Source organism: Paenibacillus sp. VT-400 (assembly GCF_001029205.1).
Lineage (GTDB): Bacteria > Bacillota > Bacilli > Paenibacillales > Paenibacillaceae > Paenibacillus > Paenibacillus amylolyticus.
On the sequence record NZ_LELF01000059.1, the window covers coordinates 166,702 to 181,440 of the forward strand.

General features: G+C 51.1%; 9 protein-coding genes. 2 read left to right on the top strand and 7 right to left on the bottom strand.

Annotated features, from left to right (window positions below; all coding sequences use genetic code 11):
* Positions 1-48: 48 nt before the first annotated feature.
* The 6 genes from EL84_RS07640 to EL84_RS07665 form a co-directional block, all read right to left on the bottom strand.
* Entirely contained in the window at positions 49-1,776 is a 1,728-nt protein-coding gene (locus EL84_RS07640; RefSeq protein WP_053061416.1) for a glycosyltransferase family 2 protein, read from the bottom strand.
* Positions 1,777-1,842: 66 nt separating this feature from the next.
* Positions 1,843-2,682 carry a GT-D fold domain-containing glycosyltransferase gene (locus EL84_RS07645; protein WP_235431500.1) on the bottom strand — a complete coding sequence of 280 codons (840 nt, stop codon included), beginning with the start codon at positions 2,680-2,682 and terminating at the stop codon, positions 1,843-1,845.
* A gap of 692 nt (positions 2,683-3,374) precedes the next feature.
* On the bottom strand, positions 3,375-4,106 hold the full coding sequence (locus EL84_RS07650) for a sugar phosphate nucleotidyltransferase (protein WP_036605812.1): 732 nt from the start codon (positions 4,104-4,106) through the stop codon (positions 3,375-3,377).
* On the bottom strand, positions 4,103-4,876 hold the full coding sequence (locus tag EL84_RS07655; protein WP_047841258.1) for a glycosyltransferase family 2 protein: 774 nt from the start codon (positions 4,874-4,876) through the stop codon (positions 4,103-4,105). The genes EL84_RS07650 and EL84_RS07655 overlap by 4 nt, the downstream gene beginning before the upstream one ends.
* Positions 4,876-5,988, bottom strand: a complete 1,113-nt coding sequence (locus EL84_RS07660; RefSeq protein WP_161799410.1) for a glycosyltransferase family A protein — start codon at positions 5,986-5,988, stop codon at positions 4,876-4,878. Before EL84_RS07660 ends, EL84_RS07655 begins: the two co-directional genes overlap by 1 nt.
* 41 nt (positions 5,989-6,029) lie before the next feature.
* Positions 6,030-6,986, bottom strand: coding sequence for a glycosyltransferase family 2 protein (locus EL84_RS07665; protein WP_053061417.1), 957 nt, complete (start codon positions 6,984-6,986; stop codon positions 6,030-6,032).
* A gap of 406 nt (positions 6,987-7,392) precedes the next feature.
* Here EL84_RS07665 and EL84_RS31680 point away from each other — a divergent pair, with 406 nt between their 5' ends.
* Together EL84_RS31680 and EL84_RS07670 are read left to right on the top strand one after the other, a co-directional pair.
* Positions 7,393-7,710, top strand: coding sequence for a hypothetical protein (locus tag EL84_RS31680; protein WP_144029806.1), 318 nt, complete (start codon positions 7,393-7,395; stop codon positions 7,708-7,710).
* 44 nt (positions 7,711-7,754) lie between these two features.
* Positions 7,755-9,320, top strand: a complete 1,566-nt coding sequence (locus EL84_RS07670; protein WP_047841259.1) for a M4 family metallopeptidase — start codon at positions 7,755-7,757, stop codon at positions 9,318-9,320.
* A 170-nt stretch (positions 9,321-9,490) separates the two neighbouring features.
* Here EL84_RS07670 and EL84_RS07675 read toward each other — a convergent pair whose 3' ends face one another.
* On the bottom strand, positions 9,491-14,686 hold the full coding sequence (locus EL84_RS07675) for a WIAG-tail domain (protein ID WP_047841260.1): 5,196 nt from the start codon (positions 14,684-14,686) through the stop codon (positions 9,491-9,493).
* Positions 14,687-14,739: the final 53 nt, after the last annotated feature.

Consider the following 14,739-nt stretch of genomic DNA (forward strand, 5'->3'; position numbering starts at 1 on the left):
TTCCATTCCGCATCATGCTACTGATTCGCATAAACAGATCGCCTGACATTACAGATCGGGGTTCAAGAGCTGAGGTGGGGCGATAATGGGCCAGCCTTCTTCCATCGCATTCAGTTGGTCCGCAGACACGCTGATAATATGCCCAGAATGTACACCCCAACGTTCTGCCGCATAGACCGATACAAATCGTCTCCGCTTGTCTCCGCTGATCTGATATCGAATCTCGGGTGCATCCACTGCGGCAACAATACTTCCTTCTGCCCATCCATGGTGAGAACCATGAACCGCTGTCGTATGCACCTGTTGTGATTCCCTCGGCCATCCTTGCACGTCCCCCGCTGATATCAGTGCTTCTCCGGCAGGAATGGCGAGCAGGTCCGGTTTGGCAACCTGAACAGGTGATATTCCACGCGGTACAGGGATATTCAGCTTCCGCCGCCGACCGCCAGTTAAAGTATAGACATCTCCTTTGGCATCGGATAGGAACGAACCTTCCGGGTAGAAGTCATAACTGTGTCTGAACTGTAATGCTGGATCTTGGCTGCCCTGCGTTGAGATTCGCTGACGCGGATCCATTGGGTTTGTATCACCCTCCTCTTGTTGACCGGATGGGGTACCAGAGGTTTGTTGTCTAGCCAAGCGGGAAGTTTCGGCAACCAGCGCATGGGGATCTCCCCACTTTTGGCTATAAAACTGCTCGTTATCCTTATTCACTACAGCAAAGTCTTGCTCACCCAAGGCTTTCATACTGACACTTCCGAAGTGGTGGATAAAAGCATCCCCGGCTACCGCAAGCTGGTATCCTGCCAGCTTCACCCGGATGATCCAATCGTCATCTTCAAAATTACCCACCGCGTACCCTTCGTCCAGATAACCTACCCGTTCCAGCAGCTCCCGTGAGAACAGCCAGCAGAATCCGACCAAGCGATCGGTTATTCGATGTTTGTCTGCATCCGGACAATTATGTGTGGCGGCAAAAGACCACATCTCTTCTACCTCACGGTACGGAACCTCAATCTGCTGATCCCCGCCAATATAGTTGGTCACCGGACCCACCACACCAATCTTCGGATCACTGGCAAGACAAGTCATCATGTTATCCAGCCAGCCCGGAGTAACGAGCGTATCGTTGTTCAGCACGATGATATGTCGTCCTCTCGCCATCATCAGCCCATGATTGACACCTCCGGCAAACCCCCGGTTCTTATCCAGGGCAGCCACCCTCACCATACCGCCTTTGCGGAGCATGGCCTCGGCAGTTCCATCCTTGGAGGCATTATCCACGACAATGATTTCGAAGGGGGCAGGGGTATGTTTCTCGATACTGGACACACATTTCAGCACATACTCCCGCTGATTGTACGTGGGGATAATGATGCTAACTCCTTCAAATACAAGACCAAACGAGCTCTGTCCCTGGCGGACACCTTCGTTGTATCCTCTGGTATACCCCTGTTTGTAGAGCCTGGCACCTTTGGGTGTGCGCCTGCTTTTGCCTTTACGTCTGGATTTCTGCATTGAGCGGCGACCTGTTGCATGCAGGACTGCCATGTCAGATCGCGAGACATCGTGCTGTGTGGCACGGCGGGCCGCTTTTTTTTCGCTGCTTCTGCTGCCATTCCGGTTGTTTTCACTGCGGCTGTTGTCACTGTGAGTGCTGATATTTGGAATGATGTTGTGATGACTGTGACCCTTTCGACGGACGACGTTTCGAGCCTTAACCTTGTTGCTGCGGCTATGACGTTTTTCCCCGCGCTGTTGATCGGGTGTGCTCATGTTGCTCCCTCCATTTCCACTTGTCCGTGAGGCTAACACGCACATGACCAGCCCCCGGACGGTCCACTAGAGTTGAAGCTCTCCTGTTACCAGTTTGTCAGCCAAATGTCCAAAATCCAGAGCGACCTTGCCGAGTTCACCTGCAATTCGCCGACACAGAATGACCGCCGGAATTCCCGCCGCCACCAACGCGATATCAAAAGCATGTTCTGCGGTTTGCTGCATCACCCTCGGAATGTCCATGACTCCCGCCACAGAACCAATGATGCCTGTGACATGAATCCCCCGGTTATGCAGCAGTGCCGCAAGCTCTGGTGCCTGGCTGCCTATGAGCAGAACCCGCCGTCCTTGCAGCAAGGGCAACACCAAGCCGGACTGATGCAGACTGTAATTGATCGTGGAACTGGTCAATTTCAGCCGAGACCAGTCAATCCCGAAGTGGCGCAATACCGGGAATAACAGCCCCTGGAATGTCGGCGCCCGCGAGATCGGCACGCCAACCCAGTCGGCGGCCTGTATGGCTTCCGCAAGCATCGCGCGGATGTCGGGGGTTGAGCAGGGCACCCCTGCATAGGGCAGAAACGGTGCCAGCTCCTGCACTTCGTGGCCTGGCAGCACCGTATCGGCTGCCAGCGTGAGCAGTTCGCCATCTCCGAGGCGAACGACAGACAAGGGGCGCTGCGCATCCAGCGCCGCCGTGATGTGTCCAGCCATCTCATGCGGGCTGGACAGCCGGGCCAGGCTGGGCGCGTATTGGCGGAATCCCGCCGCGATCAGATCTGCCGCCGCCACGGCAGGCAGAATGTGATCCGGCGGGATGTGCTGCGCCACCAGCGCCTCCCCGCCGGCGAATACGCCGTCGCGGTAGCCCTCGGCGTAGCCGCCGGGCACGGCCTCCGCCTGCACTGCGTGCTCCGCGGGCGGAGGCGGCAAGCCCTTCGCGCCGGCAGCGCCTCCCCGCCCCGCGGGGGCGACACCCTTCGGGTGTGTCGCCTGGCGCGGGGCGGGGCCAGCACCGCTGGCAGGCATCGCCTGTGGCGTGCTGGCTTGCGGTGCTGGCATGGGCGCACGGCGCATCGCCGTGCGCTGCTTGGCGCGGGCAGCGGCACGCCGGCCCCGCGCTGATGCCGGCCTGCGCCCAGCAGTGGCCTGGCGCAGGCCGGCTTTGCCTTTGCCGGTGCGGCTGGCTCTTGCCGCTCTGCTCGCGCCCGCAGAGCCAGCTTTGCCTGCTCTGCCAACAACACTGCCTGTGCTGCTGGCTTTCCTTGCAGCAGCCTTATGCGATGCGCCGGCAGATGTACCCGCTTTGGTCGGGGTACTCCGTTTCCCTGACTTCACACCTTTGACTCCAGCAGACCCTGTACCTGCTGCTGCCGGAGTGCCACTGCCCATAAATACGGCCGGGTGGATGCCCCGGGGCTTACCCGACACGGAGGCCCTAGCGGCCCCGGTGCGTATCACTACTCTCACGCCATTCCCTCCTTTGGCATGCACGAGGATTGTCGCTGCGCAAAGCGCCGGAGCATCCTTCCGGCTCCGGCGCAGAGTGTTCTGCTCCCATGGGGCACCGCACAGCGGCAGCATCAGTCGCATATATTTTAGGGCAATTGTCCTTTCATACGGACAGCTGCTTCCTGGAGCGATTCAAATGTACCTGCATCACTCCAGTATTTCTGCAAAATGTCGTATTCCAGTCCGCCAGCAGACGCGTAGTGATTATTCACATCCGTAATTTCAAGTTCTCCGCGCGCAGACGGCGCAATATTGCGAATCAGGTTAAATACATGATCGTCATACATGTATATGCCCGTCACACAATAAGAGGTTTTCGGCTGGCTTGGCTTCTCCTCAATGTACGAGATTCGCTCAGGATGCTTTGGATCAAAAACAGGCACCCCGTAACGTCGTGCATCATCCACCTCTTTGAGCAGAACTCGCGCTGTACCAGCAGGTTGCTGCATGTAACGGTCCACATAAGGCTTCAGATCATCGCTGAAGAGATTATCTCCGAGAAGCACAACGAATTTTTCGCCAGGAAGAATAAAAGAAGTTGCCAGATCCAATGCTTCCGCAATCCCGCCTGCCTTTTCCTGAATGCGATAAGTCAACTTGACCCCATGATCTGCTCCGCCACCAAGATACTCTGTATATAACCCGGCGGAATGTTTGTTGATCACTATCAATAGTTCATCAATGCCTGCCTGGCGGAGCCTGTCGATGCCATACATAATCATCGGATGTTTACCGACTGGAAGCAGATGTTTGTTAATGAGCCGGGTCAGCGGATACAGTCTAGTTCCTGTTCCGCCGGCAAGAATTACACCTTTCATTCCACGTTCCCTCCTTCATCGGATATGTCCATATATTCAAGCGGATCGACATGCCATTTGTTCATAAAAATCGAACGATTACGCTCAAGCAGCTGTTTCCACGCTACCGGATCTGTCTTCTGGAAGCTGGCACTTCCCTGATGATGCACGAGAACATCTCCACATACCAGCAGGCGGTATCCCTGCAATCTTGCTCTATAACAATAATCGTCATCCTCATAGTGTCCCGGAGAATATGCCTCGTCAAGCAGTCCAACCGATTCCACCACATCTCGTTTCATCAGCATGCACAGACCGACGATCCGGCGTACTTCCCTCCACCTTGAAGAATCCGCAACATTATTGGAATTGGCCAACTCCTGAAAATGTTCCATGTCCCGAAACTGCAGTTTAATCTGCTGGATGCCGCTTGCATAATTCGTAACAGGACCCGTGATCCCAATACTTGCGTCACTGTACAGAGCCGTTCGCAGGTTCTCCAGCCAACGGGGCGTGACCGTAACATCATTGTTCAACAGCAACAACTCATCCCCGCAAGCTGCACGAAGTCCAGCGTTACACGCTGCCGGAAACCCCCGATTGTCCGGGAACCTTACAAATCGAATTCGCTCCAGCGCACAATATTCAGCCGTTCCATCCGTCGAACCGTTATCTACCACGATAATTTCATATGACGCAGGATCGCCCGAGTATTGACGTATGGCATCGATGCAGGGCCTGATCAGATCCAGCCCATTGTAAGTTGGGATAATCATACTCGTCAGTGTCATTAGGCGTTCCTCCTGTAAGCGACTTCTACACGGGAGAGTGTATGTGCCTGGGCTGGATTCCAACCTGTACCCAGCAATGTAGCCAGTGCCTCCAGATGATCTCCGATGATCAATTTGGCGACATCATTCCCACTTCCCGTGTTACCAGGACGCAACCGATTGGAACGAATAACATCCACCTGACTTGGTGCCGAGACGTTCATTCCATGCTGAATAGCTAGACTTTGTGCCTTAGGTGGAACGGCCAGTGATGCTGGCTTCACGGTCTGAATCATACGACGAGACAATGCATGAGGCACGGCTGTCATGGAATTGGAACCAAGATCTGCCCTGCCTAATGTCCGGTTCAGATATGCTTTGATCCGGCTTACCTCATCCTGGCCTGCAAACGCAGGCAGCAAAGACGTCAGATTATTCAACGCCACATCCTGTCCCCGATCAACCTCGAACAGAAAGGGTGCAAGCTGTTCAGCCGAGACGACCATATCTCCATCCACAAAAAGTACCGTCTCCGCATCCGTCATCTTGGCTCCAAGTGCCCGGCCCACATCATGTCCTGCCCGATCCGGTTCATAGATTACTGTAAGTCCCGGCTGCCTTAGTACCTGCTTCAAACTGTCATCTGTCGTTCCATTCAGTACCACAATAATATCCGTCAGAGGCAACCGCTTTAGTTGCAATAACACCTGCCCCAGTGTGTGTTCCTCATTACAGGCACAGACAACAGCAGCAGCCGAATGACGAAGAGGTAGCGGCACGATCTGGAATGAATGCCCCGAGGCCTGAGCATAACCCTGCATAAATGCCTTACCTGCCTTCAGAGCTAGCTCGAAGTTGCTTAGCTCCGCAACGTTTGCCGCGTGTGCATTCCATACGAGACGTGCATGTTCTTCTGATACTGTGTTGTTTGCCTTTGCCTCGCTTCCTGCAACTTGCCCCACTTTCCACATCAAGTGCAGATTTACTGGGCCAGACTTTGCTCGGCTTCTTCTTTTTTTTTGAATATCTACATGTTTCTTGTTCCTATGACGCTTGTTCATTACTGTTCTTCCTGCTGTCGTTGGTCTACTTGTTGTCCGCCTGCGGCGGACAACCCCTGAACGTCCCTTCATTTCCTCACCTCCAGCATGCTGCATCATCCGATGCGACATGCTTACCTCGCCAGGTTGCGAACACGTTGCAGATCGGTATAACCTCCGCGGGGACCGAGCGTATCCGTAATCCACTTGATTGCTGCCATATGATCATTCAGTACCACTTGACTTAGCGGATCAGGTCCGCTTCGCTTCTTGATTCGTACTGCATTCATTCTACCCACAGGTACGTGATGAACAGCGCGTACCCGAAGTCCGCCGATCACTGCCTTCGCTTGTGCGAGTGGCGGAACTTCCAGTGAGGATATCCCCATGACCTCAAGTCCTTTTCGGCTTATTGCATGTGGAATAGCTGTCATGGATGCCCCCCGGAGATCGGATCTTGCGAGTATGCTGTTCAACATGTGCTTGGCCTCCACTACGGGATGAACGGGATGATGAGTGACCGGCCCATGGTAGTCGTTAAGCGCCACATCCGTTCCCTTCAGCACAGCCTTCACGTAAGGTGCAAGATGCTCTGCGGGAATTGCGATATCTGCATCAGTAAATAACAATACCTGACCACGCGCCTCCGCTGCGCCTACTTTTCGTCCTCCATCATGCCCCAGTGCTTCGGGATACGTGAGCACTCGTGCTCCAGCCCGTTTGGCTGCGTTAGCCGTACCGTCTGTAGAACCATTCACAATGACAAGCACTTCAGCATCGCGGCATATCCGCAGCGCTTCACGGACAACTGCACCAATCCTTTTCTCCTCATTCATAGCAGGGATAATAACCGAGAGCATCGGTCGCTGAGAACCCCCCCTGTGTGAAGGAGCATCACTCATGCCATTTTCCGCTCCATTCTCTACTCCATCCTTAGCCTGTGACATCAGCTGTTTGGATGGAATAACGAACGTATAGGCCTTTGTACCCTTTTTGTGTCCAGACTTCCATCTTCGTTTCTTCAGCACTGTTTTTCTTCGTGTCACATTGGTTCGGGTTGCATAACGTGCTGTGGTACGGGTTTTGCGCAACAGTTTCACCTCCCGCATTCGATCATCGGCATGCCAAGGGAGTACACGTTATTCTATGTATTCGTGGAGCAGTGGAAACGGCGTTTGTCCTTGCACTAAGCAGGTTCTCCCTGTGAACACGAGGGTACAGGCCTTGCTTTTAGACAAAATACGTCAAAATATGTGAAAAACGCTACCTCTCCCCTACTTCAGACACAAATTTAACAAAAATCTAAAATTGTATCTTTTCCAAAGTTTTACATTGTGATAATATACGTTCCAAGCAGTTTTATTTACAAAAATAACCTTGTGGTGAACATAAGTTCCCATATATTTTTTAAATCAATTTATTGACCTTAGGTTGATTAGATTATGACCTCATTCACAGAACTTGTTAAGCAGATACATTCTACTCTTGAGAGGAGTGATGCCGTTCAGAACACACTGCCTTTGTCATTTACGCAAACCCGGATTGAACACCCCAGTTTTCCGTGAACGTATCTTCTACCTGCGCAATTGGACAACCCCCGGCTTTCTGAAAGAGGAACACAATAGACGATTAAACCTTCGGGTTGAACTGAATAAACGGTTATCCTTTTTGTTTGGTGTCGTGCTTAACACTTCCCGAGCTAAGGCCAAGCCGATTTTGTTCCAATCGTTTCTTGTCTCATTCCACGCTTCAGGTCTAGCCCCACGCTCCGCGCTGCCCAAGTTGCAGACGGAATTCCAACCGAGACTGGCATGAACATTTTCCAACCAAAAATAAGTTTAAGAATGGGAGAGTTTACTATGAAATTTGCCAAAGTTATGCCAACAATTCTTGGAGGAGCTCTTTTGCTCGCTTCCGTGTCCTCTGCTACTGCAGCTCCAGTGTCTGATCAATCCATTCCACTTCAGGCCCCTTATGCTTCTGAGGAGGGTATTCCATTGAACAGTGGAACAGATGACACTATCTTTAATTATCTTGGACAGCAGGAACAATTTCTGAATTCCGATGTGAAATCCCAGCTCAAAATTGTCAAAAGAAACACAGATACATCTGGCGTAAGACACTTCCGCCTGAAACAGTATATTAAAGGTATCCCGGTTTATGGTGCAGAACAGACGGTCCACCTGGACAAAACCGGAGCCGTGAGCTCCGCACTTGGCGATCTTCCACCGATTGAAGAGCAGGCCATTCCGAATGATGGTGTAGCCGAGATCAGCGGAGAAGACGCGATCCGTATTGCAACCGAAGAAGCAACCTCCCGGATTGGAGAGCTTGGTGCCGCGGAAATCACACCTCAAGCTGAATTGAACATCTATCATCATGAAGAAGATGGACAGACGTATCTGGTTTACATTACGGAAGTAAACGTACTGGAACCTGCCCCTCTACGGACCAAATATTTCATTAACGCAGTGGATGGCAGTATCGTATCCCAGTTTGACCTCATTAACTTTGCCACTGGAACAGGTACAGGTGTGCTTGGAGATACCAAAACCCTGACAACCACCCAATCCGGCAGCACCTTCCAACTGAAAGACACCACTCGAGGCAATGGCATCCAAACGTACACGGCGAACAATGGCTCCTCACTGCCTGGTAGCTTGCTCACGGATTCGGATAATGTTTGGACCGATCGTGCAGGTGTAGATGCTCATGCTCATGCTGCTGCTACGTATGATTTCTACAAAAACAAATTCAACCGTAACGGTATTAATGGTAACGGATTGTTGATCAGATCAACCGTGCACTACGGCTCCAATTACAATAACGCCTTCTGGAACGGGGCACAGATTGTCTTTGGTGACGGAGATGGAACGATGTTCCGATCCCTGTCTGGTGATCTGGATGTTGTGGGTCATGAATTGACGCATGGTGTTATTGAATATACAGCCAATCTGGAATATCGCAATGAACCAGGTGCACTCAATGAAGCCTTTGCCGATATTTTCGGTAATACGATCCAAAGCAAAAACTGGCTGCTCGGTGATGATATCTACACACCTAACACTCCAGGAGATGCGCTGCGCTCCCTCTCCAACCCTACATTGTATGGTCAACCTGACAAATACAGCGATCGCTACACAGGCTCACAGGACAATGGCGGTGTCCATATCAACAGTGGTATCATCAATAAAGCCTATTTCCTTGCTGCTCAAGGCGGAACACATAATGGTGTGACTGTTACCGGAATCGGTCGGGATAAAGCGATCCAGATTTTCTACAGCACACTGGTGAACTACCTGACACCAACGTCCAAATTTGCCGCTGCCAAAACAGCTACCATTCAAGCAGCCAAAGATCTGTACGGAGCAACTTCCGCTGAAGCTACTGCTATTACCAAAGCATATCAAGCTGTAGGCCTGTAAAATCTTATTTTATTGTAATTGAACTTATAATGTACTCTTAATAATGGTAACAAAACGTTCAGACACCCCTCACCGTCCGAACGGATTAAGCTGATATCAATCAAAAGCGGTGTCCCGGACAACTCTGGACACCGCTTTTGTCATTTGTTTATTACGGATACAATCCTGCACTATCCTTGCGAAGGTCCCGCAGCAATCCATGACAACAATCCGTACGTATGCTTGCAATCTGCCGTACGTGACACTTCAAGAACCGCTTCATCCTCACTCTGCGAGAGCAGGGAAATCTGGAATCCCCGATCATTACTCATGCCCACAATCACATAATGTTCTGAAGCAAATGATTCTTCAAAAACAACAGTTACCTCTGTGCATACTTCACTCTCTGGCAATACAAAAGCTTCCATCCCGAATTGTTGTACAACCGGTTGTTTGCTTACGCTGCGAACGGGCTGGAAGGCCAGATGTTTGGCTTGAACTGCCCCCGATTGCAACTGGCTGCTGCCCACGGCATCATCACACAGATGCTCTTGTGTAATTGATTGTTCACTTAACATAAACTCCGTAGTTCCAGCGATCTCCTGTGACTGTTCAAGCTGTGGTTGCTGAGCCTGATCTGCCGGCTCTGTTGTGAACAAAGCTGCCGGTAGTTCGCCAAGCTGATCTGTTTGGGATACCAGCTCTTGTTGTTGCTCCAGACCAGCACTCGGTAATGCCTCGACGATTACCTGCTGTGATTGCTGTACAACCTCATTTTCTGGTTGAAGCAATCCCTCTTGTCTTTTGATAGCTGCCAGCTGCTCCAGCGTTTCTCCACTGAACTGACGAATCGCATTCCATATCTCTTCGCTCAGATGCGCTGGACCTACAATCCCCGCATTCAAATGATTAGAGGTAATACTCTGCTCACTCAGTTTGCTGCCGTTCACGCTGCCATCGGCCAATTTGGCACTTGTGACGGACCCATTTTGCAGATGAACCCCGCTTACTGCTTCCTCTTCCAGATGAGTTGTGCGAATACTGCGTTCTTGAATATGATCAGCAAGAATGGTTCCATCCTGGATATGACGAGTTTGCACACTTTTGTCTGCTATGTGGATAGCCGATACCGCACCTTCAAGCAATTTATTACCGTTTACACTGCCGTCAGCCATTTTGGCACTTGTTATGGAACCATTGTGCAGATGAATCGAACTTACCGATTCGGCTTTGAGGTGGGAGATTCCAATGCTTCGCTCTTGAATATGGTCAGCATGTATGGCTTTCTCTTGGATATGACGGGATTGCACACTTCCATTGGCAATATGGACATCCGACACCGCATCTTCTAGCAGTTTGTCACTGCTCACACTGCCATCCGCCAGTTTGGCACTCGTTACAGACCCATTTTGCAGATGAACCGCACTTATGACTTCCTCTTCCAGATGGGACGTACCAATGCTATGCTCCTGAATATGATCAGCAAGGATCGCTCCTGCCTGGATATGGCGAGTTTGCACACTTTCCGACGCGATATGGCTCCCCAATACAGTATCTTCGAGCAATTTGCTGCCGCTAATGCTACTGTCAGCCAATTTGGCACTTGTGACGGACCCATTTTGCAGATGAACCGCACTTACGGCTTCCTCTTCCAGATGGGCTGTGCCTATGCTTCGCTCCTGAATATGACCAGCATGAATAGCTCCTGCCTGAATATGCCCGGATTGCACACTTTCCGATGCGATATGAATCCCGGATACCGTACCTTCGAGTAACTTGCTGCCAGTTATACTGCCATCCGCCAGTTTGGCACTCGTTACAGATCCATTTTGCAAATGAATGGCACTTACAGACTCCTCTTCCAAATGTGCTGTGCCGATGCTCCGCTCTTGAATATGATCAGCATGAATGGCTCCTGCCTGAATCTTACTGGATTGCACACTATCGTCTGCAATGTGGATATCCGATACTGCTCCTTCAAGCAACTTGCTGCCGGTTACACTGCCGTCGGCCAACTTGGTACTTGTTACAGATCCATTTTGCAGATGAATGGCACTTACTGCTTCCTGTTCCAAGTGAAGCATGCCAATGCTGTGCTCCTGAATATGGTCAGCAAAGATTGCTCCTTCCTGAATATGGCGGGATTGCACACTTTCCGATGCGATATGGATTCCCGACACCGCATCTTCGATCAACTTGCTGCCGGTTACACTGCCGTCGGCCAGTTTGGCACTGATGACAGACCCATTTTGCAGGTGAATCGCACTTACGGCTTCCTCCTCCAGATGGGTTGTGCCGATGCTCCGCTCCTGAATATGGTCAGCATGAATGGCCCCAGCCTGAATATGCCCGGTTTGCACACTTTCGGACGCAATATGAACCCCCGATACGGTTCCTTCAAGCAATTTGCTGCCGTTGATACTGCCATCCGCCAGTTTGGCACTTGTTACAGATCCATTTTGCAAATGAACCGCACTTACAGACTCCTCATCCAGATGAACTGAGCCAATACTGCACTCTTGAATATGATCAGCAAGGATTGCGCCTTCTTGGATATGACGGGTTTGCACACTTTCATTGGCAAGGTGAGTATCCGATACGCTTCCTGCAGCTAATTTGCTGCCATCCACACTACCAGTCGCTAGTTTGGAGCGTGTCACAGATTCATCCTGCAAAATAATCGTACTTACCGCTTCTTCTTCCAGATGAGACGTTCCGATGCTGCGTTCATGAATATGATGAGGAAGAATTTCACCATCTTGAATATGACGGGAATGCACAGCTCCTTGCTGCAGATGAACAGCACTTGTCGACTCTGCCTGAAGATGCAAACCACTGATCAAACCTGGCTGAAGGTGAGCCGCTGTAATGGATAAAGGTGCCAGATGGTCTGTCTCGACAGATCCAGGTGCCAAGTGATGCGATGTGACCACCTGTTCAGCAATATGCTCCTCATGAATGATGTCTGGCTTCAGATGCTGTGAGCTCACTACTTGAGTCCCCAAATGGTCAGATTTCACGCTGCCTTCAGCCAGATGGACGGATTGTACAACGGATGGCTGCAAGTGCTCGCTACCTACAGCAGCCTGTTGCAGTTCTGTCCCGGATACCGAGTCTGCTGTCAAATGGTCCGCACTTATGGAGCCATGTTGAAGTTTGTTGCCGGTAATACTGCCATCAGCAAATAATTCCGGCGAGCGTATTTCTTCCGACAAATGTTCCAGTGAAACGGCATGCTGCTTCAGGTGATATCCGCGAATGGTTCCTGCTGGAATATGTTTGGCGTTAATACTCTCTGCCATAATCTTGGAAGAAGTCACGCTGCCGTCTGCCAGTTTAGCTGACGTGACAGCAAAATCCGCCAGTTTATCTGTGGCAACACTTTCTGGTGAGAGCTTGGGGGAGGTAACCGCATGATCTGTTAGATGAGGCGGAAAAATGGACCCGCCAGCCAGCTGGGCTGAAGTTACACTATCAATAGCCAATTTGTCTGTGGTGACCGCGGCCCGTGCAATCGCATCCGTTTCAACACTGCCCGGCTGAAGATGAGGTACACCTACGGCATGTTCTGTCAAGTGTTCCGATTTCACTGCATAAGGTCTCAGGGCCTCGGAACCCACGCTGCCTGGAGCCAGATGTGTCCCTGTGACTCCACCACTCGCAAGATGCGAGGATATAACACTTCCCGGGGCAAGCGCTCTGCTACTCACCGATGCCGTTCCAAGCTTTTCTGTTGTCACACTTCCATCCGCGAGTTTAACGTCTGTAACGGCAGCATCCTGCAATTCATACGTACCCACGGCCGACTCTGCAAGATGCCGCTCACACACCACGTCGTCTGCAAGAGCGTCTCCGGACACACTTCCGGCAGATAGATGAGCTGCCTCGATGCTTCCACTTGCAATGTGAATAGAGTGAATTGCTGAATTGTCCACATGTACTGGCGTAATTCCCCGATTCGCAATGTGTTCCGCACGAATGGACCCTTTGGCAAGATGTTTACCCTGTACGGCTTCATCCGCAATTTTGGAAGATATGACGCTCTGATCAGAGATCTTGGATGCCGTAATGGACTGCTCCAGCAATTTTGCTGTTCCAACAGACTGGTCTGCCAGTTTGCTACTGGTTACTGCACCTTCTGTCAAATGCTCACTGCCCACTTCTCCATTGCCAATCTGCTCCTTGCCAACGGAATGAGCTCGAATCTGGCTTGAACCGATTGAACCGTCCAGTAGATGTCTTCCAGTTAGTGAACCCTCAGCTAAATGTCTTGTTTGTATGGATCCATCCTCTATCTGGTCACTTCCAATACTGCCATTTAATAGTTGTGAACGACCGACAGACCCTTCTGCCAGATGTGTCTGTTTAACAGCACTTGCCTGAATATGGTGAGACTCGATGGAGTGTTCTTCGATTTTGCTGCCTGTGACAGCAGCTTCCCGAATTTTGGATGTAGTCACTGCATCGTCAGCCAGTTTGGAGGTATTCACAGCTCCCCCCGTGAGATGTCTTGTATCCACCCCGCTAATCGCGATCTTGTCTCCAGTTACGGCATGATTCTTGATTAATTCTTCCGTTACCAGCATGCGGCTGAGATGTCTTGTGCTGATGGAGCCGTCGGCAATTTTGGCCGAATCGATGGCCTGGTTGCCAAGCTTCTGAGAAGTAATACTGCCATCTCTGATTTTCTCACCGGCAATAGAAGCATTTCGTATTTTGTGACCAGACACAGAACCGTCAATCAGGTGCTCCTCAGATACAGACGCTTCCGCAAGTTTCGCTGAAACAATGGCCCCGTCTGCAATGTGTATGCTGGTCACCGCATAATCCTGCAATGCTTCACTGCCGACCGCATCCGGTTTCAGCTTGGAGGCATCTACAGAGAAAGGAGCCAACTTGCTCTCCGTAACAGCAAATTCACTCAAGTCGTCCGTGTAGATGTAATGTCCGGTATGACCCGGCATCTGGTTCTGGTTCAGGATCTGCAGCCGGTCCTTGCTTGTTGTTTCTTGCTTGATGATATCCACCTCTTCTTCCAGAACAGGCGGAGCCACGCTGCTAACCTGAATTTGCTTATCCGAGCTATCTTCTGTCTCGATTTCCTTGCTATCAGACTCTACGGGTTCCGGCTTGATTTCGGCTTCGATCTCCACCTCTTCCAGCTCGTTTGTTGAAGCAGGTAGCTCCATTGAGTCGAATAGGAATTCTTCCGACTCCTGAACAGCCCTTGATTCCCTTTTATTCGTATTCAAACGTTCTTCCCTATTCACAGTGAAACCTGAGTTCATCTTGTCTGCCCGGCGATCAGTCAGTTCCAATTCTTTGTATTTCGGGCTCACATGCCGCAGTTTCGGCGTTGGAACCTTCTTTTTGCCATTTTTACTCATGCAGCTTGCTCCTTCCTCTAACGTTCGTCTCCGGCATCATATGCTTCCATATG